15 protein-coding genes and 1 tRNA gene are annotated in these 23,114 nt (G+C 62.9%); 8 read left to right on the top strand and 8 right to left on the bottom strand.

Annotated elements, in window-relative coordinates:
• Nucleotides 1-28 precede the first annotated feature (28 nt).
• On the bottom strand, nt 29-2,038 hold the full coding sequence (locus ACOOFN_RS05625; RefSeq protein ID WP_420434530.1) for a DEAD/DEAH box helicase: 2,010 nt from the start codon (nt 2,036-2,038) through the stop codon (nt 29-31).
• A 360-nt stretch (nt 2,039-2,398) separates the two neighbouring features.
• Between ACOOFN_RS05625 and ACOOFN_RS05620 the strand changes: the two genes are divergently transcribed.
• The gene (locus tag ACOOFN_RS05620) at nt 2,399-4,621 is read left to right on the top strand and encodes a M12 family metallo-peptidase (protein WP_420434528.1); all 2,223 of its coding nucleotides are present in this window, start codon (nt 2,399-2,401) and stop codon (nt 4,619-4,621) included.
• Between the two features lie 71 nt (nt 4,622-4,692).
• On the top strand, nt 4,693-5,775 hold the full coding sequence (locus tag ACOOFN_RS05615; protein WP_420434526.1) for a DUF2855 family protein: 1,083 nt from the start codon (nt 4,693-4,695) through the stop codon (nt 5,773-5,775).
• Nucleotides 5,776-5,844: 69 nt separating this feature from the next.
• Here the strand turns inward: ACOOFN_RS05615 and ACOOFN_RS05610 are convergent, their stop codons facing one another.
• The 3 genes from ACOOFN_RS05610 to ACOOFN_RS05600 form a co-directional block, all read right to left on the bottom strand.
• A complete protein-coding gene (locus ACOOFN_RS05610) occupies nt 5,845-6,360 on the bottom strand; it encodes a curlin-associated protein (RefSeq protein ID WP_420434524.1) in 516 nt (171 codons plus the stop codon).
• A gap of 183 nt (nt 6,361-6,543) precedes the next feature.
• Entirely contained in the window at nt 6,544-7,029 is a 486-nt protein-coding gene (locus tag ACOOFN_RS05605; protein WP_420434522.1) for a hypothetical protein, read from the bottom strand.
• A 90-nt stretch (nt 7,030-7,119) separates the two neighbouring features.
• Nucleotides 7,120-8,043, bottom strand: a complete 924-nt coding sequence (locus tag ACOOFN_RS05600) for an alpha/beta hydrolase (RefSeq protein ID WP_420434520.1) — start codon at nt 8,041-8,043, stop codon at nt 7,120-7,122.
• A 168-nt stretch (nt 8,044-8,211) separates the two neighbouring features.
• Between ACOOFN_RS05600 and ACOOFN_RS05595 the strand changes: the two genes are divergently transcribed.
• The 5 genes from ACOOFN_RS05595 (at nt 8,212) to ileS (ending at nt 17,781) form a co-directional block, all read left to right on the top strand.
• Nucleotides 8,212-8,775: a TetR/AcrR family transcriptional regulator gene (locus tag ACOOFN_RS05595; protein ID WP_420434518.1), complete on the top strand. Its 564-nt coding sequence runs from the start codon at nt 8,212-8,214 to the stop codon at nt 8,773-8,775.
• Entirely contained in the window at nt 8,775-9,830 is a 1,056-nt protein-coding gene (locus tag ACOOFN_RS05590; RefSeq protein ID WP_420434516.1) for an efflux RND transporter periplasmic adaptor subunit, read from the top strand. Before ACOOFN_RS05595 ends, ACOOFN_RS05590 begins: the two co-directional genes overlap by 1 nt.
• Nucleotides 9,831-9,838: 8 nt before the next feature.
• On the top strand, nt 9,839-12,943 hold the full coding sequence (locus tag ACOOFN_RS05585; RefSeq protein WP_420434514.1) for an efflux RND transporter permease subunit: 3,105 nt from the start codon (nt 9,839-9,841) through the stop codon (nt 12,941-12,943).
• Nucleotides 12,944-13,027: 84 nt separating this feature from the next.
• Nucleotides 13,028-14,545 carry a leucyl aminopeptidase gene (locus ACOOFN_RS05580; protein ID WP_420434512.1) on the top strand — a complete coding sequence of 506 codons (1,518 nt, stop codon included), beginning with the start codon at nt 13,028-13,030 and terminating at the stop codon, nt 14,543-14,545.
• Nucleotides 14,546-14,661: 116 nt separating this feature from the next.
• Nucleotides 14,662-17,781: an isoleucine--tRNA ligase gene (gene ileS, locus ACOOFN_RS05575; RefSeq protein WP_420434510.1), complete on the top strand. Its 3,120-nt coding sequence runs from the start codon at nt 14,662-14,664 to the stop codon at nt 17,779-17,781.
• Between the two features lie 215 nt (nt 17,782-17,996).
• On the opposite strand, the gene ACOOFN_RS05570 is transcribed toward ileS, so the two are convergent.
• On the bottom strand, nt 17,997-18,860 hold the full coding sequence (locus tag ACOOFN_RS05570; protein ID WP_420434508.1) for a Rossmann-like and DUF2520 domain-containing protein: 864 nt from the start codon (nt 18,858-18,860) through the stop codon (nt 17,997-17,999).
• Nucleotides 18,860-20,191, bottom strand: coding sequence for a histidine--tRNA ligase (gene hisS / locus ACOOFN_RS05565; protein WP_420434506.1), 1,332 nt, complete (start codon nt 20,189-20,191; stop codon nt 18,860-18,862). Before hisS ends, ACOOFN_RS05570 begins: the two co-directional genes overlap by 1 nt.
• Nucleotides 20,192-20,316: 125 nt before the next feature.
• Here hisS and ACOOFN_RS05560 point away from each other — a divergent pair.
• A tRNA-His gene (locus ACOOFN_RS05560) sits at nt 20,317-20,392 on the top strand.
• A gap of 1 nt (nt 20,393) precedes the next feature.
• Here the strand turns inward: ACOOFN_RS05560 and ACOOFN_RS05555 are convergent.
• A complete protein-coding gene (locus ACOOFN_RS05555; RefSeq protein ID WP_420434504.1) occupies nt 20,394-22,211 on the bottom strand; it encodes an ABC-F family ATP-binding cassette domain-containing protein in 1,818 nt (605 codons plus the stop codon).
• Complete coding sequence (locus tag ACOOFN_RS05550; RefSeq protein ID WP_420434502.1) at nt 22,211-23,035, bottom strand: ferredoxin--NADP reductase; 825 nt, start codon at nt 23,033-23,035, stop codon at nt 22,211-22,213. The genes ACOOFN_RS05555 and ACOOFN_RS05550 overlap by 1 nt, the downstream gene beginning before the upstream one ends.
• Nucleotides 23,036-23,114: the final 79 nt, after the last annotated feature.

Raw genomic sequence — 23,114 nt, 5'->3', positions numbered from 1 at the left:
GCGTTTCGGTCGACCGGCGAACCGAATGTCAGGCTCGGCCGGGTTTCGGCCCCCGGCGTTTCACCCGCTTCAGCGACTGGCTGCCATCATCATAATTCGCACGACGCGGTTTCGGCTTGCTCGGGGCCTTGGACTTCGGTGCAGCCTTGCGGTCGGCAGGGCTGCGAGCCGGGCGCGAACCATCATCGTCGGAACGACGCGCGACGCGCTTGTCGCCGCCCTTTCTGAAACCGGAACGGCCTTTCCCGAATTCGGCTTTGCCATGCCGTGCCGGGCGCGGACGGCGCTCCCCACCCTGCGCGCTGGCCGCCTCTTCTGTGGACGTCAGCGCGCCGTCATCCGGCGTGTAGCGCGGCGCCCGCGCCGGCTTGTCTGACGATGCTTCCGGCTTGCGCTCGAATTTCCGTTTCGGCCGGTCGTCGCGCTTGCGGTTCTGGAATTGCCCGGACGGGGCTTCCGCGGGATGAATGTAGATCGTCCCTTCACGACCACCTGACGCCTTGACGTGCTCGGCGAAGCGCTCGGCATGATCGCTGGCGATCTCGAACCGGGTCTCGGTTTCAGCGATCTCGATCGCGCCGACTTCGGCGCGGGTGACATTGCCCATCCGGCAGATCATCGGCAGCAGCCAGCGCGGTTCGGCGCGTTGCTTGTGGCCGGCGGTGAGCTTGAACCATTGGCCGCCGGAAAAGGGCTCGCGGCGCGGCGCCCGCTCACGGTCGGCCGGCACCGCCATCAGGTCTTCGGCGACAGGCGTCGTCGCCTGCATCCGGTGCAGGAAGGCCGCGGCAATCTTCTCCGGATTGTGCAGGGCCAGCAATTCGCGCGCTTCGGCCAGCGCCTCTTCGTCATAATCCTGCTGCAGGCTCGGATCATTGAGCAGGCGTTCGCGATCCCGCGCCTTCACATCGTTGAGGGTCGGTGCCGCGCACCATTCCGGCTGGATGCTGGCGCCGCGCAGAAGGCGATTGACGCGCCCGCGCTGGTTTTGCGGCACGATCATCACGCAAACGCCCTGGCGTCCGGCCCGGCCGGTACGGCCGGAACGGTGTTTGAGGACGTCGCTGTTGGTCGGAAGATCAGAATGCACCACCAGTTCAAGGCCCGGCAGGTCCAGCCCGCGCGCGGCCACATCCGTGGCGATACAGACGCGTGCGCGTCCGTCGCGCAGCGCCTGCAGGGCATGGGTCCGTTCTTTCTGCGTCAGTTCACCTGACAATGCGACGGCAGCAAAGCCGCGATTTCCGAGGCGCGCGGCCAGCCGGTTCACGCCTTCGCGCGTGGCGCAAAAGACGATGGCCCGTTCGGCTTCGTAATATCGCAGCACATTGATCAGCGCATTTTCGCGGTCAGCTGGGGCCACCATCATCGCGCGGTATTCGATATCGGCGTGCTGGTCGCGCTCGCCGACCGTGGACAGGCGCACCGCATCGCGCTGATAACGCCGCGCGATATCGGCAATGGATTTCGGCACAGTAGCGGAAAACAGCAGGGTTCGCCGGTCCTCCGGTGCGCCCTCGAGAATGAATTCGAGGTCCTCGCGAAAACCGAAGTCGAGCATCTCGTCAGCCTCGTCCAGCACCACGGCGCGAAGCGACGACATGTTCAGGGACTTGCGTTCGATATGATCGCGCAGCCGTCCCGGCGTACCAACCACGATGTGACAGCCGCGTTCCAGCGCCTTGCGCTCGGACCGCGCATCCATGCCGCCGACACAGGAAACGACACGCGCCCCGGTCTCGCCATAGAGCCAGAGCAGTTCTCGCTGCACCTGAAGCGCCAGCTCGCGTGTCGGCGCTACGACGAGGCCGAGCGGGGCGGCGGCATGGTCAAAGCGTTCCTGCTCACCCAGCAAGGTCGGCGCGATCGCGATACCGAACGCCACCGTCTTGCCCGAGCCGGTCTGGGCCGAAACCAGCAGGTCAGCCCCGTCCGTTTCCGGTGCAAGCACCGCTTCCTGGACTTCGGTCAGCGTTTCATAGCCCTTGCCGTCAAGGGCGCGCGCCAAAGCCGGCGCGATGCGGTTACTCATGGTCATGGCAAACAAATTCCAATCGGGCGCAAGGCTTTGACCCCTCATCGGATCAAGGCTGCGGTGTGTTTCCAGGTGCGCTCATCAAGCGTCACCCCATACCGAAGCTCTCTTGCGCGCGCCGCCTCTAACACGGACGAATTTCAAAAGCGATAGGCGATGGAGTATTTCTCTGCCCTATCTGTCCGGGACAAGCGGTTCAGGTTTGTCCGGAAGCCGTCCGAAACCCGATCCGGCATTGAGAACGGACGTTCATCCGCATGTATTCACAACAATGCGTCGAATATTACGAAAAGTTTATGGAGAGATTGTTTTCCGACCGTATTAGCTGGCCAGTGTTTACTGGAGATCAGAAAGCATCGCGCCATGAAGTTTTTACTCCTGAATGCCTGTTTGCTTTTGCAAGGGCTTGTCATGCCCGCGTCAGCCATTGCCGACGATCTGTTTGTCACGACGGACAATTCCGGATTGGAGATAATCGAGCTTTCCGATCAAGCTTTCACTCTCGCGCCGGGCGAAAGCCTGACCTTGCCGGAAATGGCCGGTCGCATCTTTGAGGCGGAGTTCGATCGCGCGGACATCACCCAGCCCGGCGGCCGCCTTTGGGTCGGCCGGATCGCGGGCGGCGAGGACTATCACCGGGTCATCCTGACCGAAGGCGGCGGCACGGTTTTCGGTACGTTTGTCACGCCGGAGGGCGTGTGGACCCTGGGTCCGGAATATGCGGGCGGGCCACCGGTATTGCGGCCTGACTCAATCCTGACCCAGACGTCCGGTGAAAACGATATGAACGGGGTCACATCGCCAGCCATGGCGGAAGCGATCCGGCAGCTTGACGTGCCACATGGCACCATGATCGAGGTGACCGAATTGGATGATGTCGAGGCAATCGCAGAGGCCGTCGCGATGGGATCGAACGGCACCGTGGATGTCGGATTTGTCTACACACAGGAGATCGCGGCGCTGTACGGCATCGCCACGCTGACCCGGCTTCAATACCTCGTGAACCTGTACGATCAGGCTCTGGTCGACAGCGATACCGGTATGCGCGCCCGGCTGGCCTATGCCGGACCGGTGCCCGTGCCGTGGGACGAGCTGACATCAACGGCCCAGACGCTGGACGATTTGTTTGCCGGCGCGAGCTTCGGCCACCCCGGAACTTCTGAAGATGCAACAGGCACGTGCATGCTGGCCGAGGATGGCGAGACGTGTGTCAACGACGGCGACTTGTCGAGCCTGCTGGCACTGCGAAACAGCCACGCTATAGACACCTTTGTTTTTGTTCGACGCTATCACCGCATCAATTCCGGCGGCTGCGGCATTGCGCGCATTGGCGGAGAGGGAAATCTTGGCGTCATTGATCCGGCTGTCGAGCATGTGAACGGCGTGGTCGTGCTGAGCGACGGGATCGACGTCGACGGCACCGGTACCGCCTGTGCAGATGTCATCCTCGCCCACGAGATCGGGCACAATATGGGCCTGCTGCATAATCTCGAATGGTCAGGCAACAGGCTCGGCGTCCATGATTTCAGCTATGGCTATCAGGCCACTTGCCAGTTCAAGACGATCCAGTCCTATGACTCCTTCGGCAGTGTTGTCTGTCCTGACAACGATCCGCCAACCCGCGCTAACGAACTGCGCATCGTCCGCTATTCCAATCCGGCGCAGTCCGATTGCCCCGATCAGCAGGCCTGCGGCGAGGATCTGCCGGAAGGTGCGGTTGCGGATCCGATCAATGGACCTGTCGCAACCGACAGCGCGCGATCACTTCGTCTGGCGGGACACAATGTATCCTTGTTCCGCCACCCCGAAGCGCCTTCGGTTCGCAGTGCGGTATTGCCATTTTCTCGCACCGTTCGTGTGGGGCAGACCGCGACCGCTTTTGCCAGCATCGTCAATCCCGCGTCGTCAGGGAATATCGCAACAGATTGCCGACTGGTGGTGCATGGTGCACTGCCGGGCGAATTTTCCTACCAGACCACGGATGCGGCAACGAACACGCCGATCGGCACGGCAAACTCGCCAGTCGACATTGCCCCCGGCTCCTCCCAGAGCTTCGTCTTCTCCTTCACGCGCAATTTCGCCTTCTCGCAATCGGATATACCGATTGACGCCCAATGCGGAAACCGACGCAGCGCGCCGTCCATTTCCGGGTTGAGTACATTCCGGTTCACGTCGACATCGCTCAATGTTGCCGATGTCATCGCCCTGGCCGCGACCACGGGAAATTCCGGATTTGTCGATCTGTCGGGCGCCAATCGGGCGGGGGCATTTGCAGTTGCAACCGCCAATGTCGGCTCGCTTGCGACGGTTGCGGTGTCCGCGTCGTCCACGGTCCCGGTCAGTGAGGCCGGTTTGATTCTGGAAGTGTGCCGTACGAATGCCGTTTCCGGACTGTGTGAAACGCCGCGCGCCGCCACACTTAATCAGTTGATGCAACCCGGCCAGACTTTGACCTTTGCGGTTTTTGCGAGCGCAGATGCGAATGTGGAATCTGAGCCCGCTGCCAACCGGATCGTCGTGAATTTCCGGACACCATCTGGCCTGTCAGTGGGCGCCACGACGGTGGCGGTCAGGTCGGTGCAGTAAAATCCAGTACAAGAGCGGGTTTCTACCGCGTGCCGCCTGGCCTAGCTTCCTGACAAGCGAAGGGAGCCGGCATGACCAATTGGGCACTGGAAATCGACAAGGCGGATATCCGCCGCGCGGGCATCGTTGAAACGCCAGAGGCAGCGCTCGCCGACGGCCAGGCGCGGTTGGCGATCGACAGTTTTGCGCTGACCGCCAACAACATCACCTATGCGGCCTTTGGCGAAGCCATGCGCTACTGGGATTTCTTCCCGTCCGGCACGGCCGGCAAGGGCCGTCTCCCGGTCTGGGGGTTTGCGGTTGTCAGCGAAAGCCGCCATCCCGATCTGCCGGTCGGCGACCGGGTCTATGGATATTTCCCGGCAGCGGCGGAATTAGTGGTCGAGCCTGCAGGGGTGACAGCGGCGGGTTTCATTGACGCCAGCGCGCATCGCGCGGAGTTGCCGGCCCCCTACAACCGTTATGTCCGTTGCGGCGGCGATGTCGGCTATGCAGCGCGGCTGGAGGCTGAACAAATGGTCTTGCAGCCACTCTTCCTGACCGGTTGGCTGCTGGCGCGTTACCTCCACGAGGAGAACGCTTTCGGGGCAGCCCAGGTTTTCCTGACAAGCGCGTCCAGCAAGACCGCCATCGGCATGGCGCGCAGCCTGAGCGGCGGCGATGCACTGAATATCGAACTGGTCGGCCTGACCTCGCCGGCCTCGCGCGACTTCGTGGACTCTCTCGACCTCTACGACCGGGTCGTGACCTATCCGGAAATAGGTGACCTGCCGGAAGGCATGCCGGCGGTGATCGTCGATTTCGCAGGTGACGCCAATATCAACCGGGCGCTGCACGAACGCCTGGGCGAAGATCTCCAGGCCAATATCCGCGTTGGCGGCGCCCATTGGGAGCAAAGCGCGCCGGCAGGCGATCTGCCCGGTCCGAGACCGAGCTTCTTTTTCGCACCGGACCACGTGCAGCGGGTAATTGGCGAGCTCGGGCCGGGCGGCTTCCAGGCGGCCTATGGCGAGGCCTGGAATGATTTCGCCGTGTCGGCCCGCGACTGGCTGGCGTTCAGGGAGTTCGAGGGGCGGCAGGCCTGCTGTGACATCTATGACCGGCTTGTCGCCGGTGACCCGATCGCCCGCGACGGGCTGACCATCAAGGTCTGATGCCGCATGCCCAGGCGAAAACGCGCGGCCCGGTCGGGCCGCGCGTTCGCTGCTGTAAGGCGCGGGTGACTAGTGGTCGCCCTGGATGATCAGGGTGACATTGCCGTTGCCGCGCTGGCGAAGATGGCCGCTATTGCCATTGCCGACCTGGATGATGGCGCCGGCATTGTTCGAGCCGGCCTGGTCGGTGACCGCCGAATTGTTCGAGCCCATCTGATAGGTGCCCGACAGATTGTTACGGCCAGTCTGCACGGCAGTCGCCCCGTTATTGTAGCCTTGCTGGCCGATCACGGCGTCGTTGCGGCGGCCGTACTGATCGACATAGGCGTCATTGTAGGCGCCTTGCTGAGCCACGGTCGTACCGTTGCGCGCACCGTCCTGCATGATCAGGATGTGCTGGCGGTAGCCGTCCTGGCGCAGCGACGCGCTGTTGCGATAGCCATATTGCCGCCCGGCAACCTCGTTCTGGACACCGTACTGGTTCACGCGAACCTCATTGCGGCGGGACTGGGCCTCGGCCGCACCGGCCAGGCTGACGAAGGAAGCGGCGGCGACGGCACCGGCGATGAGCGAGCGAAGTTTCATTTGGTCTCTCCTGTTTTCTCTGACCGGCGGCGTTTCTTGCCGGCCTGACTATGGGTTTAGCGAGTCGCTTGTGAGGGGATGGTGACGGCCGCGTTCAGCGGGAATTCAGCAAGATGACCGGCTTCGAAAAAGAAAAATGCCCGGCCTGGGCCGGGCATTGGAGGGGAGGAGGGAAGGCGTTGCCTAGCGGCCGAAACGGTTTCCGCCGAAGGCCAGATTGGTAAACTGGTCGTAGCAAATCTGGCGGCCATTGCGGTCATAGACGCGAAGGATCGCCGCGACGCTGGCATCAACGCCATAGCGGCCGTCGACCACACCGAACTGCGTCCGTGTCATGCCGCGCGGGCCTTCAGGACCGGCAGCCGGCGGGCCGTCATAGAGTGTCGACAGATAGGCGCGGCCGAGCACGGTGCGGCTGCCGCCATTGCTGTTGACCGGACCGGATTGTGAAAGATCGATCGAGCCGCCGGGAATGATCTGCGCGGCGATCAGTTCGTAGGACGCCGCCGCGCTGCCGCTGGCAGTCGCGACGATCGAGCCGCTGCCGTCGCGGCTGTTGTGGACCTCGATATCGCAGCTCGTCCGGTAGTAGGCGGCCTGGGCGGTTCCGGCGGTCAGCGCGGACGCAGCGATCGCGGCGGCGAGGGCGGCAGTTTTGAAACGGGCCATGGGGGTTCCTTTCGGGCAGGCGTTCAACACTGGCCCGTAACCTGCCTGACCGGATTTGAGCGGGGCGTGACTGCCGTGTTCAGCTGGCGTTTAGGCGCCCAGACGCGCGTCCAGCCAGGCGCGGGCACGCTTGTTGGCCATCCGGCCTTCCGGAAGGAGCGGCTGGAACATCGGGAAATCGTGCCACATCCCGTCCCAGACCTCGCACGTCACATCGACGCCCGCATCGCTCATGCGCTGTTCAAGGCGAAGCGAATCATCCAGTAGCACCTCGTCCGAACCCACCTGGATCAGCGCCGGTGGAAAGCCGTCGAAATCGCCAAACAGGGGCGAAATCTCGGGTCGTGTGCGATCGTCACCCGGCGCATAATATTGCGCGCCGATCGGGAACCAGTGCCCCTCGAACATCGGATCGATCTCGGACTTTGTTCTCATGCTCTCGGCGGAATTCGTCAGATCGCACCAGGGTGAATAGAGGATCAGCGCATCCGGCAGGGCCGCGCCCTGCGCCTTCAGCCGCACGCACAGCGCCAGCGCCAGCCCGGCACCGGCGGAATCTCCGGCGAGAACCAGCGGTCCGTCGAGACCGACACGCAGGGCCTTGTAGGCCGCTTCGCAATCGTCCAGCCCGGCCGGGAAGGGATGTTCCGGCGCGAGCCGGTAGTCGATCGCACGCGTTTTCAGGTTCAAGCGGGCGGCAAGGCGCGAGATGAAAGGGCTGTGCCCGTGCGCCGAGCCGCGGCTGTAACCGCCACCATGGATAAAAAGCATCTGCCCCGGCCGCGGGTTTTTCCGGGGGCTGAACACCAGCGTGTTGAGCCCCGCCAACTCGACATCCGCCCGCGACACCGACCGGTCCGGCGGCACTCGGTCACCGGCGGCATGCAGGAGCTTGCGGCCAATTTCCATGTCGACATCCGGCCCCAGCGCCTCACCGGCCTTGCGCGCCATGTTGCGGGCCAGGCGGTTGCGCAAGCGCAACCCAAAGCGTTTCGGGATGGAAGTGAGGGTCATGCGGATCTCCCGGTCCTGTTCCCGACATTGCTGCACCCGGCAAAGCATCGTGCAATCCCGGCATACAGCGGAACCATTTCAACCCTCACACATTACTGTACCGTCTGGACGGTCTTGAACATACCGTCCAGACGGTATATGTGCAATGCAGCATCCACGGAATTCACAATGACCGACACGACACGCTCTTCGCCCCAGACCGATACACAAACGGCCATACTGGATGCGGCCCAGCGCATCACCCAGCGCGACGGTGCACGCAAGCTGACGATCGACGCCGTCGTAACTGAAAGCGGCTTCTCGAAAGGCGGCGTGCTCTATCACTATCCCAACAAGCAGGCCTTGCTGACGGCGCTCGTCCGCCGACATGTGAAGCGCTTCGAGGACGAGTTGAAATCCGTTCGCGACACCGCCTCTCCCGAGAAAGCGACTTTCCAGACACTGCTGATCTGCGCCCTGACCGAACGAAACCCCGAGAAGAAGCAATTGGCGAATGCCCTGCTGGCCGCAATCGCGGAACAGCCCGAATTGCTCGATCCGGCCCGCGAGATGGTGAAACGGATCGACGCGGAATTCGTCGACAATGCAAAGGATCCCGTTCTCGCCCAGATTGTCCTGTTGGCCGCCAATGGTCTGAACCACCGTGAACTCCTCTCTTTTCCCATGCCGGACGACCCTATGCTCGAAGACATACGTGCCCGGCTCGAATCCATGACCAAGGACTTGTTCTGATGTCCCGCGCCTTCCTCCCCCTGATCATGATCGCCGGTCTTCTGACCGCCTGTTCGTCCGAAACCGTTGAAAACAACCCGTCGCCGCGCCTTGTCCAGGTGGAGACGGTCGCCGGTATCGGGCCGGATCGTCACTATGAATTCGTCGGACGCGTCGAAGCCGCGCGTTCGGTTGACCTGTCGTTTCAGGTCAATGGCCAGCTTGCCGAACTGCCGGTCACTGATGGCATTGAGGTAGCGGAGGGCGACCTGATCGCCCAACTCGACCTTGAAGACTTTCAGCGCGCCGAACGCGAAGCACGGGTCCAGTTGCAACAGGCGCGCACCGACCTGGATCGCCAGCAAACCCTATTCGATCGCGGTATCGCGTCGGCGGCTGCGCGCGACAACGCCCAGACCCAATACGATCTCCGCCTTGTTGCCCTCGAGAATGCACGCCGGAATCTCGAGAACGCCACCCTGCGCGCGCCCTTCGACGGCCTGATCAGCCGGGTGTTGGTCGAGAACTTCACGGTCGTGCCTCCGGGCCAGCCTATTGCTCGCCTGCAGGATGTCAGCGAATTACGGGTATCAATTCCGCTTTCGGAAGACCTGATTGCGACCTTCACGCCGGACGAACTGCTCTCCGTTGAAGCCAGCTTCGCCTTCCTGCCGGGGCAGCGCTTCACGCTGACGCCGCGCGAACTGATCAGCGAGCCGGATGCAGCTTCACAGACCTATCGGGGGGTCCTGGCGCTGCCGGGGGAGATTCCGGCCAACATCCTTCCGGGAATGACCGCGACCGTTTATGCCGAATTCTCGCCGGATGCCGATCTGCCGAATGCCGTGCACATCCCCGTCAATGCGCTGGCATATGATGCGGACGGCGAACCCGCCGTGTTCGTGTTTGATGAAAATACTGGTCAGGTGCAATTCCGGCCGATCGATGTTGCCGGCATCAATGAAGGCCGGGTGCAGGTCGTAAGCGGTCTGGCGCCCGGCGACGAAATCGTCACGGCCGGTGTTCATTCGCTTCAGGACGGCATGGCCGTCCGTCCGCTAACCGAACAACCATAGAGGCCGCCATGACGAGCGCTAGCACAGCCCGCTCGATTGCCGCCATATCGATCCAGCGTCCGGTACTGACATGGCTGATCGTTCTCGCCTGCTTCTTTGGCGGCTTACACGGCTTCATGAATATCGGTCGCCTGGAAGATCCGGCCTTTACCATTAAAGAGGCGATCGTCTTCGTACCCTATCCCGGCGCAACCGCTCGCGAGGTCGAGGAGGAGGTGACCGAGCAGATCGAAACCGCATTGCAGCAGATGGCCGAAGTCGACGAGATCCGGTCGGAATCCTCACCGGGCATGGCAGAGATCCGGGTGGTGATCGAGGACACGTTTGACGGCGACGAGCTGCCGCAGATCTGGACGAAAATGAGGGCGCGCATTCGCGATATCGTCCCGTCCCTGCCGCCGGGTGTCGGTGAACCGGTCATCTTTGACGATTTCGGGGAAACCTACGGCATCTTCTACGCGGTCACGGCGGAGGGGTTCTCCGATGACCGCATTCGCGATGTCGCGCGTATGCTGCGCCGAGAACTGCTCGTGGTCGATGGCGTTTCGCGGGTCGCAGTGGAAGGGCAGCCGCAAGAACGCATCTTCATCGAAGTGCCGCAGGAGGAGCTGGCCCGGGTCGGCTTGTCATACGAGCTGTTGTTACAGGCCATCGGCAGCGAAAATGCTGTTGTCGATGCCGGTGCAACGCCGGTCGGGGACCGCTATATCCGGCTCGACATCCCGCAGACCCTGTCGGGCGTCGAGGCCATCGAGAATCTCCTGATCACGCCGGGCGGTGGTGCCGATGCAATCCGTTTGTCGGAAGTCGCGACCATCCACCGTGCGCCCGTCGAACGGCCGGATAACTTCATCTACCATAACAATGTACGCGCCTTCACGCTCGGTGTTGCCGGTCAGGCAGATGCCAATATTGTAGATGTCGGCAGCGCTGTGGAAGCACGGCTCGACGCGCTCGCGCCCCAGATCCCGCTCGGCTTCGAGATGCATCCGGTCTACCAGCAGCACGTCGTTGTCGATCGTGCCATCAATGACTTCCTGTTCAGCCTGGCGCTTTCGATCGCGATCGTTATCGGCGTGCTCATGCTGTTCATGGGTTGGCGCGCCGGGCTGACTGTCGGGTCGGTTCTCCTGCTGACCGTCATGGGCACCATTTTCTTCATGAATCTGTTTGCCATCGAGATGGAACGTATCTCCCTGGGGGCGCTGATTATCGCCATGGGCATGCTGGTCGACAACGCGATCGTGGTAACCGAGGGCATGCTGACCGGCATCCGCATGGGCAAGCGCCGACTGGAGGCAGCGGTGGAGGCCGTCAATGCCACCCAGTGGCCGCTGCTCGGGGCCACCGTCATCGGGATCATGGCGTTCTCGGGGATCGGCCTGTCGCCGGACGCGACCGGCGAATTCCTGTTCTCGCTGTTTGCCGTTATCGGGATTTCCCTGCTGCTGAGTTGGGTGCTCGCGGTGACCGTGGTCCCGATGATCGGCTTCCAGTTGTTTTCCGCTCAACGCGAGCAGGCCGCGGCCTCTGATGCGGAAGAGCTGGACGAAGCGCGGCTTTATCGCGGAGCGCTTTATGCGGCCTACCGTCCGATCCTGTCCCTGGCACTCAATTACCGCTGGCTGTTCCTGCTGCTGCTGATCGCCATGACGATGGCGTGTTATGTCGGCTTTGGGTCGGTCCGCCAGTCTTTCTTTCCGGAGACCAATACGCCGATCTTCTTCGTCAACATGCAGCTGCCGGAAGGCACCGACATTCTCGCAACGGACGAGTTGGCGCGCGAGGTCGGCAATTTTGTCGGTGAGCAACCGGAAACGGTCCAGTTCGACACTTATGTCGGATCCGGTGCAACCCGCTTCATGCTGACCTACAATGCCGAGCAACCCTCTTCCTCCTATGCGCAGATCATCGTCCGCACGAGCGATACCGACGCGATCCCGGGCCTCGGCGACAGGATTCTCGACCACGTCCGTGCGCGCCATCCCGATGTCGAGATCCGTGCCGACAGGATTGTTTTCGGGCCGCCGTCTGGCGCCAAGCTGGAAGCCCGGTTCTCGGGCCCGGAAATGGAAACCCTGCGCGCCCTGGCAAACGAGGCGATTGCGGCGCTCGAAGCCCGCGGCAATGTCATCGACATTCGGTCGAACTGGCGCAATCAGACCCCGGTGATCCGTCCGGTTATCGTCGAGGAACGTGCCCAGACGGCTGGCGTGACGCGGCAGAACATCGCCGACATGATGATATTCGCGACCGAGGGCGGCCGCATTGGCACTTTCCGCGAAGGCGACGAACTGATTCCGATCATCGCTCGCGCGCCGGAACATGAACGGACCGGCGCGGCCGGCCTGGAGGACCGCTTGGTCTGGAGCCCGGCGCAGATGACGTATATTCCGCTCGGCCAGGTCGTGTCGCGATTCGAACTCGAATCGGAAGAAGCCCTGATACAGCGCCGCGACCGCGTGAGGACGATCTCGGTCCAGGCCAATCCCCTGCCAGGCGAGACGGCGACCGAAGCGTTCGGACGGTTCAGCGCCGTCATCGAATCCGTCGATCTGCCGCCGGGTTACGCGATGGAGTGGGGCGGCGAGCATGAAAGCTCGGCCCGGGCCAATGAATCGCTGGGCCGGCAATTACCGCTAGCGCTGGTGGTGATGCTGACCATCTCCTTCATGCTGTTCGCCAAGATACGGCAGCCGCTGATTATCTGGGCGATCGTGCCAATGGCCGTCAACGGCGTGGTGATCGGACTGCTTGTCACGCAGGTCGCCTTCAGCTTCACCGCGCTCCTCGGCTTGCTGTCGCTGTCGGGCATGCTGATCAAGAATGCGATCGTGCTCGTCGATGAAGTCGATCAGCGTATCGGCAGCGGTGTTGACCCGTTTGCGGCAGTTCGCGACGGAGCGATCAGCCGCCTGCGGCCCGTCCTTCTCGCCGCGGTCACGACGGTTCTGGGCATGGCGCCGTTATTGTTCGATGCCTTTTTCCAGGCCATGGCGGTAACCATCATTGGCGGGCTGACCTTCGCCACCATTCTCACAATGATTGCCGTGCCGGTGCTTTACGCGCTCTTTTTCGGCATCCGCCCCGGGAAAGACGCACAAAGCGCCTAGCCATCACACCTTTCGGATTGCTCACTTGCCGCGGCGGGAATTCTACGTATCTACGGCGGCAGGAGTATATCTGGGGAGATTGTCATGTTGATGAAATGGATGGCCGCAGCGGCCGCATCTCTGGTTCTCGTGTCCGCAAATGCTGTCGCCGATATCGGCTTCGAGCACGCCGGCCTGCCCGAAAACGGCATTGTGGTCATTCCGGCCGGTAGCGACCTTGTCCTTCCGGACATCGGGCTGGCCCAGGCAGACGCTGACTATATCGTCCGGGCGCTTGAAGCTGCCGATTTCTCCGGCGAGGCCGGCGCAATGACGACCCTCTATGCCGTCGCCGAGTTCGACCAGGTCGTGGTCGTCGGCCGGGATGATCTTGACCGTGCGGCCGCCGAAGCGCTTGGCGGCAGCCTGATCAACCTGTCGCGTGACGCGGAAGCCACGGTTTCGCTTGTCTGGCCGGAAACGCTGGAGCAGAGCACGGCGCTGAGTGTCGCGCTGGGCGCCGGGCTGGGCGACTATCGCTTCGACCGCTATCTCTCCGATCGTTCTGATTACGAGCCGGAACTGATCGTCCATCTCGACGCGCCGGACGAAGCGCAGGCGGCCTTCAACGCCAATCATGCGCCGATCATCGAGGCCACCGCTTTTGCCCGCGACCTGATCAATGCACCGGGCAATGAGATCTATCCCCAGGTCTTTGTCGAACGCACGCAGGCCGCCTTTGAAGGCGAACGCAATGTGAGCATCCGCGTGCTCGACGTCGCCGATATGCAGGAACTGGGAATGGGCGCCCTCCTCGGGGTCGGACTGGGCTCTTCGCGCCCGCCGCGCCTGCTGGTCGTCGAATACACGGGCGGTGCCAGCGGCGACGCACCGATCGCCTTTGTCGGCAAGGGCGTGACGTTCGACAGTGGCGGCATTTCCATCAAGGGCCGGACCGGCATGTGGCGCATGAAGTACGACCTCGCCGGCGCTTCGGCGTCTGTGGCGGCGGTCCTGGCGCTGGCGCGCCGCGATGCCGGCGTCAATGCGATCGCCGTCGCCCCGCTGGTCGAGAACATGCCGTCTGGCACAGCGCAGCGGCCGGGCGATGTCGTGACCACGCTTTCCGGCCAGACCATCGAGATCTTCTCCACCGACGCCGAAGGTCGCCTGATCCTCGCCGATGCCGTGCGCTACGCGCAGGATCAATACAATCCCTCATTGATGATCGACATCGCCACGCTAACCGGATCGATCCGGACAGCGCTCGGCCGCGAATATGCCGGCCTGTTCTCGCGTCATGACGACGTGGCAAGGCGGATCCTCGACGCCGGCGAGGAAGTGGGCGAGATCCTCTGGCGGCTGCCGCTTGACCCCTCCTATGCCGACGACATCGCGTCGCCGATCGCCGATATCCGCAATACCGGCGGCGACGGGGCAGGGGCCGGGATCGGTGCCCAGGTCATCGCAAGCTTCGTCGATGAGGACACGGCGTGGGCGCACATAGACATGGCCAATGTAGGCTGGGCCTTCTCGTCCAGCCCGACGGTTCCCGAAGGCGGCGTCGGCTGGGGTGTGCGCCTGTTCGACGCGATCGCGCGGCAAGAGGAAGCCCGCGACTAGTATTCGCCGGCAAAACTTCCTAAATCGGCAAGCCGCGCGGTACAGCTGCGCGGCTTGTTCTCGTTTGCAAAGAGTGGAATCAACCGCTCGACCTCCATTCCTGACCGGTATTCATCATGACCCAGACATTCCCGACGCTCTCCTCGCCTGTCTCGCTGCCGGAGATCGAGCGGGAAATTCTCGAATTCTGGGACGCCGACAAGACCTTCGAGAGCTCGGTCGAGGACCGCCCGGAGGACGACCAGTTCGTCTTTTATGATGGTCCGCCATTCGCCAATGGCCTGCCGCACTACGGGCATTTGCTGACCGGCTTCGTCAAGGACGTCATCCCGCGCTACCAGACCATGAAGGGCAAGCGCGTCGAACGCCGCTTCGGCTGGGATACGCATGGTCTGCCGGCGGAGCTCGCGGCCGAAAAGGAGATCGGCGTGTCCGGCCGCAAGGCGGTCCTCGATCTCGGCATCGACAAGTTCAACGACGCCTGCCGCACCGCCGTGCTGCGCTACACCGCGGACTGGGAGGAATATGTCCGCCGCTCGGCGCGTTGGGTCGACACCGAGAACGCCTACAAGACGCTCGATCTGCCTTTCATGGAAAGCTGCATCTGGGCGTTCAAGCAATTGTTCGACAAGGGCTTGGTCTACAAGGACTACCGCGTCGTGCCGTACAGCTGGGCAGTCGAATCCCCGCTCTCGAATTTCGAGACCCGGCTCGACAATTCCTATCGCATGCGTACGGACCCGGCGATCACGGTCGGCTTCCCGCTGACCGACGGCACCGGCCTGCTTGAGAGCGCCCGCATCCTGATCTGGACCACGACGCCCTGGACCCTGCCCTCCAACCTCGCCACCGCGGTCGGCGAGGACATCACCTATGCGGTGATGGGCAACGGCACCGACAAGCTCGTCCTGTCGGTCAACGGGCTGGCGAAATACAAGAAGGAACTCGAGGGCTACGAAAAGCTCGGCGAGGTCAGGGGCACCGATCTCAAGGGCCTGCACTACACGCCGCCCTTCGACTATTTCCTCGGCCAGGAGAAAGCTTTCCAGGTCTTGTCAGGCGATTTCGTCGTCGACGAGGACGGCACCGGCATCGTGCACATGGCGCCCGGCTTCGGCGAGGACGATCTTAAGGCCTGCCGCGAGGCCGGCATCGGCGTCGTCGTGCCGGTCGATCACACCGGCAAGTATACGAGCGCGGTCTCCGATTATGAGGGCATGCTGGTCTTTGACGCCAACAAGCTGATCATCCAGCGTCTCAAGGAGGAGGGAAAGCTCCTCCGCCACGATACGATCGACCACAACTATCCGCATTGCTGGCGCACCGACGAGCCGCTGATCTACAAGGCGGTGGAGTCCTGGTATCTCGAAGTCTCGAAATTCCGCGAGCGCATGGTCGAACTGAACCAGCAGATCGACTGGACGCCGTCGCATGTAAAGGACGGGCTGTTCGGCAACTGGCTCGCAAATGCGCAGGACTGGAATATCTCGCGCTCGCGTTTCTGGGGCACGCCGATCCCGGTCTGGGTGTCGGACGACCCGAACCATCCGCGCGTTGATGTCTACGGCTCGATCGCTGAGCTGGAAGCCGATTTCGGCGTCAGGGTCGATGACCTCCACCGGCCCCATGTCGACAATCTGATCCGCCCGAACCCGGACGATCCGACCGGCAAGTCGATGATGCGCCGCGTCGAGGACGTGTTCGACTGCTGGTTTGAATCCGGCTCCATGCCCTATGCGGCCGTGCATTACCCGTTCGAGAACAAGGACTGGTTCGAGGCCAATTTCCCGGCCGATTTCATCGTTGAATATGTCGCCCAGACCCGCGGCTGGTTCTACACGCTGATGGTGCTCGGCACGATGTTGTTCGATAGCCCGCCCTTCAAGTCGGCGATCTGTCATGGCGTGGTGCTCGACGAGAACCGCCAGAAGCTTTCGAAACGCCTGCGCAACTACCCGGATCCGCTCGAATTCTTCGACGCATACGGTTCCGATGTGATGCGCTGGTTCCTGATCTCCTCGCCGGTCCTGACCGGCGGCGATCTGCTGGTGCCCAAGGAGGGTCGCGACGTCGCGGCCGTACAGCGCGAGGCGATCTCGCCGCTGGTCAACGCCTATACCTTCTTCTCGCTTTACGCGAACCTCGAGGAGAGGCGTCCGGAACTGGTCACCAAAGCATCCGATCCGCTCGACAATTACATCCTCACCAAGACCGGTGAGCTGGCCGCCACGGTCGCGGAACGGCTCGACGCTTATGATGTGCCCGGCGCCTGCCGCGAGACCAAGGCGTTCATGGATGCCCTGACCAACTGGTATATCCGCCGTTCGCGCGCCCGTTTCTGGGGCGGTGAGGGCGAGAGCGCCGATCCGGCCGCCTTCGACACGCTCTACACCGTTCTGGTGCGCGTCTCGCAAGTGGTCGCGCCGCTGATGCCGTTGCTGGCCGAGAAGCTTTACAAGAGCCTGACCGGTGAGCGCTCGGTGCATCTCACCGAATGGCCGTCGCAGGACCTCTTCCCGCAGGATCACGACCTGGTCGCCGCGATGGACCGTGTCCGCGAGGCCTGTTCGGCGACGCTGGCCGTACGCGAGCGCTTCCGCCTGCGCGTCCGCCTGCCGTTGAAATCGCTGGTCGTAGCCCACCCGGAAGCCGGAAGCCTCAGGGATTTCGCCGGCCTGATCGCCGACGAGGTCAATGTCCGCGACGTGATCTTCGCCGAAGACCTCTCCAGATACGGCGAGTTGCAGATGAAGGTGAACCCGGTCATCGGCCGCCGCCTCGGCAAGAAGATGAAGGACGTCATGGCGGCGTCGCGCCAGGGTGATTTCACGCTCAACGATGATGGGACCGCCGAAGTGGCCGGAGAGACGCTGGGCCCCGACGATTACGAGATGCGCCTCGAAAGCGCCGAAGGCACGGCTGCCGAACCTTTCGACAAGATCGGTGCCGCCGTGCTCGACGTCTCGGTCGATGACGACCAGGAACGCGAAGGCCTTGCCCGCGATCTCATTCGTGCCGTCCAGACCGCCCGCAAGGAAGCCGGGCTGGACGTCTCGGACCGCATCCGGCTTGGCGTGGAGGGCGATGACGATGTCGCGGCAGCGCTCGACGCCCATGGCAACATGATCGGTTCGGAAACGCTGGCAGTGGAATGGGGCTCATCCCTCGGCGAGGGTTTCATCACCGAAGCCAAGCTCACCGGCAAGACCGTGAAACTGTCCGTGGCGAAGGCGTAAGGTCACCTCAGTCGCTGCACCGTCGCCGTCACAGGCGAAGATTTGCCTGCAATCCACCACCTCATCTTGAGGTGGAGGCGCAGCCGCCCTCGAAAGATCGGGAAGCCCAACGCTCTGAGTGGTTCGAGGCCGCCTGCGGCGGCACCTCACCATGAGGTGGGTTGAGTATATGGGTCCCGGATTAGAGTGATACCTGACCGGGAAGGCGGCGAGGTTCAGCCAGGGTTCGTCAGCTCCCGGATCGCCAGCAAGCCGTCTACAGACGCCTCGCCCTTTTCGGCGGACACATCCGCCGTCGCACGCGCTAGCGCTGCATAGAGGGCGGCGAGATCGGTATCTGCATGGCCCAGCTTTTCCAGGTGCCGTGCCACGGTCAAGGCATCGCCCCGCGCGACCGGACCTGTAAGCGCCGCCGCCGGTCCATTCACGAGAACCGCCTCAAGTGTATCGCGCAGGATCGGGCCGGCTATGGCGAACCCCGCCTCGCGTGAGATCCCGGCCTGCGCGAACGTTTTCAGCCCGGCCTGTACCAGCGTCGGCAAATGGTTGGCCATGAAGACAATGGCGGCGTGGTAAAGCGTGCGGTCGGTATCGAGCGACAGTTCGAGCGTGCGTCCGCCAATGGCCGAGAATGCCGTCGCCAGCTCGGCACACGCCGACGCCTCGCCCTGTAGCGTGGTCACCGTGCCGTCGAAGGTCGCCACGGACCGCGCAGGATCGGAAAACGCCTTAACCGGATGGACGCAAGCGGTCCGGACATTCTGACCCGCCAGGACGTCGAACAGGTCCGGGCCGAGTGCGCCGGACGTATGCGCAAGGATCGCCCCGGGTTTAATCGCCTTGGCGGCGAGTTCGGCGATCACGGTCTCCAGCACCGGGTCCGGTACCGCGATCAGCACAATGTCGGCCGTCTCCAGCGTGCCACCCTGCGCGCCAGCTCCAATGAAGTCTGCTGCGGCCTGCGCGGTCTCCGGATTCACCGAAACCAGCGCGCCAATCTCATAGACCTGGTGTTGGTGAAACAGCTTCGCCAGCGTCCGCCCGACCTTGCCAGGTCCGATGACGGCAAGGCGTTTCATCAGCTTTTCAGACGCGCCGGCAGCCAGCTGTCAGGATCGGCCGCTTCCTGTTCGCCGGCGCCGAGATCCTTGACCTCATGCGGTTCACCCGCGAACCAGAAATACGGAATACCCTTGCGCTCGGCATAGCGGAACTGGTTCTTCAGTTTCGCCGGGGCGTGATAGACTTCAACATTGATGCCGCGTTCCCGCAACCGGTTCGCCAATCCGTCGAGCTCGAGCACGTCGCTTTCCGCAAAGCGCGCGATCAGCACATCTGTCGGCGACGCCCGCTCGCCGGTGATCACGCCTTCCTTCACCAGTTTGGCAAAGAGCCGTGTCAGCCCGATGGAAATGCCCACGCCCGGCAGGTCGCGCTTGATGTAGGCGCCCACGAGATCGGCATAGCGCCCGCCCGCGCAGATCGTGGAATATTCTGGGTAATCAACGAGTTGAACCTCGTAGACGACGCCGGTGTAGTAATCGAGTCCGCGCGCGATCGCGAGATTGGCCTCGACAACGCAATCGCCCTTGTCGGCAGCATTGAGCCGGTCCATGACGGTCTCGAGTTCGGCAAGCCCCTCCTCGAACAGCGCGTTTGTAACCCCCAGCTTTCGGGCTTCGTCGGCAAATCCATTGTCGGTCGAGCGGATCTGCGCCAGTGCCAGGCAGGCTTTCGCAGTGTCGGCTGGCAGCCCGTTTTCCTCGACCAGGATGCGTTCGATCTCGGCGATCGGCAGCTTGTCGATCTTGTCGACGACGCGGATCACGTCGGCCGCATTCGCGATGCCCAGCCCCTCATAGAAGCCGATCAGGATCTTGCGATTATTCAGCATGAAGCGGATCGGGCCGGCCCCGACCGCGTTCAGCGCCTGCATCGCGATCAGCGCGATCTCGGCGTCGAAATCATGGCTGATCTCGTCCTGGTCGATGACATCGACATCGCATTGCAGGAATTCCCGGAAGCGGCCTTCCTGTGGGCGTTCACCGCGCCACACGCGCTGGATCTGATAGCGCTTGAAGGGGAAGGACAAATCGTTGAAATGCTGGGCGACATAGCGCGCCGTCGGCACCGTCAGGTCAAAGTGCAGCGCCAGCCGCGCGCCTTTCTCGTCACCTTCGGCATTCAACCGCTGAAGGCCATAGATCTCCTTGTCGACATCACCGCCCTTGGCGGCCAGCGTCTCGACCTCTTCCACCGACGGGGTCTCGATATTCACATAGCCATGGCGTTCGAAGACCTGCCGGATCGTGTCGATCCAGCGCAACTCCGCACGCCGCAGATCGGGCGTGTATTCCGGGAATCCGCTGATGGCGCGGGCTTTGGCGATGGGCTTGGATTTGTCTGACACTTTCAACCGGGCTCTTTGCGCACTATTTTAGGGGAGGCGATAGCCTTGGGAAGGGCCGTCTGTCCACTCCCCGGCATGCTTGACGCGGCATATAGGGAATCTATAACCCGCGTCCTCTCACTGTGGCGGCTGTAGCTCAGCTGGTAGAGCACTCGGTTGTGATCCGAGCGGTCGCGGGTTCAAGCCCCGTCAGTCGCCCCAGCTACTTTTCCGCGTTTTCCGCTTCGATTTCCTCGCGCAGGGCTTCCAGTTCCAGCCACCGCGTTTCCTTCTCATCGAGTGACTGCTGGGCCGCCGCAAGCCGTTTCGAGGTGGCGCTGAAGTGATCCGGATCCCTCGTGAACAGATCGGGTGCCGCCAGTTCGGCTTCCAGCGCGGCGATCTCCGTTGTGAGATCGTCGATTTCACCGGGCAGCTTCTCCAGCGCATAGCGGTCCTTGTTCGACATCTTGCGCTTTTCGCTCTTCGGTGTGCCAGCCTGCCCGGATCTTGCCGTTGCGCTGATCTTCACGGCCTTGCGGGCCGCGACGTCTGCACCGCGCTGGGCGAGCATGTCCGAATAGCCGCCGGCATAGACCTGCCATTTACCGCTTCCTTCCGGCGCAATCACGCGCTGGGCGATGCGGTCGAGAAAATCCCGGTCGTGGGTGATCAGGATCACCGTGCCCTCATAGTTCGCGATGAAGTCTTCGAGGAGGTCGAGAGTCTCGAGATCGAGATCGTTGGTCGGCTCGTCCAGGACCAGGACATTCGATGGCCGGGCCAGCGCCCGTGCCAGCAGCAGCCGCGCCTTTTCCCCGCCGGACAAGGCTGCAACCGGTGTACCGGCCTGCTCCGGGCGGAACAGGAAATCCTTCATGTAGGACATGACATGCTTGTTGCGGCCGCCGACTTCGACCATGTCGCCGCCGGGCGAAAGCGCATCCTTCACGGTCCATTCCGGCTTCAGCGCTGCTCGGTGCTGGTCCAGTGTCGCAATTTCGAGATTGGTGCCGAACTCGACCGTGCCCGAATCCGGTGCGAGCTTGCCAATCAGCATGTTGAGCAATGTCGTCTTGCCCGCCCCGTTGGGCCCGATCAGCCCGATCCGTTCACCGCGTTCGATACGGATCGAGAAATCATGCACGATCGGCGCGTTACCATAGGTTTTGCAGATTGAGCGGGCCTCGACGACGCGCTTGCCGGTCTTGCCCGCATCGCTCTGTTCGATCGACGCGAGCCCGGTGCTCTTCTCGTAATCGCGCCGTGTCGTCTTCAGGTCCGACAATTCGCGCATGCGCCGCACATTGCGCTTTCGCCGCGCCGTGACGCCATAGCGCACCCAGTGCTCTTCGCGTGCGATCTGGCGATCGAGCTTGTGTTGTTCTTCCGCCTCTTTCTCGAGCAGGTCGTCGCGCCAGTCCTCGAATGCGGCAAAACCCCTGTCGAGGTCCTGCGTTACGCCCCGGTCGAGCCAGACGGTCCGGCGCGACAGGTTCGAGAGAAACCGCCGGTCGTGCGAGATCAGCACCAGCGCCGATCCGCTCGATTTCAGCTCGCCTTCGAGCCATTCGATCGCCGGCAGGTCGAGATGGTTGGTCGGTTCGTCGAGCAGCAGGAGATCAGGTGCCGGCGCCAGCGTGCGGGCCAGCGCGGCGCGGCGGCGCTCGCCGCCCGACAGCGTTCCGGTGGCCTCGTCGCCGGTCAGGCCCAGAGCATTGAGGTAATAGAGCGCGCGATGCTCGTCATCGCCTGGCGCCAGCCCGTCGCGGACATAGTCGAACACGCTCGGGAAGGCGGAGAGGTCCGGGTCCTGGTCAAGATAGCGCACCGTCGCCCCGGGGTGCAGAAAGCGCTCGCCACTGTCGGCCTCGACCAGGCCGGCCGCGATCTTCAGGAAGGTCGACTTGCCCGACCCGTTGCGGCCGACCAGGCAGATCCGGTCACCCTCCGAGACGGCGAGGCTGGCATCGCGCAATAGCGGCGTGACACCGAAGGTCAGCGCCATGGATTGCAGGGTCAGGAGCGGGGGCGTCGCCATCAGCCGGTGACGCCGTCTCCGGCAAAGGCCTTCTCGATGACGAATTGCGCCGGTGCGGCATTCGAACCTTCGGTGAAGTTTCGCGCCAGCATCATCTCTTTCAGGTCGCGCAGCATCGCTTCCGACCCGCAGATCATCACGCGGTCGGTCTCGGGATCAAGATCCGGGCGACCGATGACCGCGGCGAGTTCGCCATTCTCGATCAGGTCCGTGATCCGGCCGCGCTGCGACTGGGTATCGTCGCGCGTCGTCGAGGTGAAGTGGATCAGCCGGTCGCCGACCAGCTCGCCGACCAGCGGATCCTGCCTGATGTCCGCCACCAGCTGTTTGCCATAGGCCAGTTCTTCACCCGTACGACATGTTTGCGTCAGGATGACTTCCGTGAACTTTTCATAGGTTTCCGGCTCGCGGATGATGCTCGCGAACGGTGCGAGTCCGGTCCCCGTCGAGAACAGATAGAGGTGCTTTCCGGGTACCAGCGCATCGTGGACAAGGGTGCCGGTCGGCTTCTTGCCGAGCAGCACGCCATCGCCGACCTGTATGTGCTGGAGCTCTGTCGTCAGCTGACCACCGGGGGCTTTGATCGAATAGAATTCAAGCTCTTCATCCCAGGTCGGGCTGCAGATCGAATAGGCGCGCAACACCGGTTTGCCGCCGATCATCAGCCCGATCATGATGAATTCGCCCGCGCGGAAGCGGAACGCTTGTGGTCGCGTGATGCGGAAAGAGAAAAGCGTGTCTGTCCAGTGCTTTACGGCCGTCACGCGCTCGACCGTACAGGTCTTTGGCGGGGTGTAGTCTTCGGTCAGGATATTGTCGAACATGCAGCGGAGGTCCGGCGGATTTCGTTGCGAAGCGGCCTACTTAGCGCTTCCCGCTTCCAATTGCACGGGGATGAGGTGT

The sequence above is a fragment of the Hyphobacterium sp. genome (assembly GCF_965217055.1).
Classification (GTDB): Bacteria; Pseudomonadota; Alphaproteobacteria; order Caulobacterales; family Maricaulaceae; genus Hyphobacterium.
The sequence above is the reverse complement of the archived record's forward strand: the minus strand, read 5'-3'. Positions and strand labels throughout refer to the sequence as shown.

Bases quoted from the DNA above. Each gene is read 5' to 3' on its own strand.
- ACOOFN_RS05625 (WP_420434530.1), bottom strand. From the start codon at position 2,038: ATGACCATGAGTAACCGCATCGCGCCGGCTTTGGCGCGCGCCCTTGAC.
- ACOOFN_RS05620 (WP_420434528.1), top strand. From the start codon at position 2,399: ATGAAGTTTTTACTCCTGAATGCCTGTTTGCTTTTGCAAGGGCTTGTC.
- ACOOFN_RS05615 (WP_420434526.1), top strand. From the start codon at position 4,693: ATGACCAATTGGGCACTGGAAATCGACAAGGCGGATATCCGCCGCGCG.
- ACOOFN_RS05610 (WP_420434524.1), bottom strand. From the start codon at position 6,360: ATGAAACTTCGCTCGCTCATCGCCGGTGCCGTCGCCGCCGCTTCCTTC.
- ACOOFN_RS05605 (WP_420434522.1), bottom strand. From the start codon at position 7,029: ATGGCCCGTTTCAAAACTGCCGCCCTCGCCGCCGCGATCGCTGCGTCC.
- ACOOFN_RS05600 (WP_420434520.1), bottom strand. From the start codon at position 8,043: ATGACCCTCACTTCCATCCCGAAACGCTTTGGGTTGCGCTTGCGCAAC.
- ACOOFN_RS05595 (WP_420434518.1), top strand. From the start codon at position 8,212: ATGACCGACACGACACGCTCTTCGCCCCAGACCGATACACAAACGGCC.
- ACOOFN_RS05590 (WP_420434516.1), top strand. From the start codon at position 8,775: ATGTCCCGCGCCTTCCTCCCCCTGATCATGATCGCCGGTCTTCTGACC.
- ACOOFN_RS05585 (WP_420434514.1), top strand. From the start codon at position 9,839: ATGACGAGCGCTAGCACAGCCCGCTCGATTGCCGCCATATCGATCCAG.
- ACOOFN_RS05580 (WP_420434512.1), top strand. From the start codon at position 13,028: ATGTTGATGAAATGGATGGCCGCAGCGGCCGCATCTCTGGTTCTCGTG.
- ileS (WP_420434510.1), top strand. From the start codon at position 14,662: ATGACCCAGACATTCCCGACGCTCTCCTCGCCTGTCTCGCTGCCGGAG.
- ACOOFN_RS05570 (WP_420434508.1), bottom strand. From the start codon at position 18,860: ATGAAACGCCTTGCCGTCATCGGACCTGGCAAGGTCGGGCGGACGCTG.
- ACOOFN_RS05555 (WP_420434504.1), bottom strand. From the start codon at position 22,211: ATGGCGACGCCCCCGCTCCTGACCCTGCAATCCATGGCGCTGACCTTC.
- ACOOFN_RS05550 (WP_420434502.1), bottom strand. From the start codon at position 23,035: ATGTTCGACAATATCCTGACCGAAGACTACACCCCGCCAAAGACCTGT.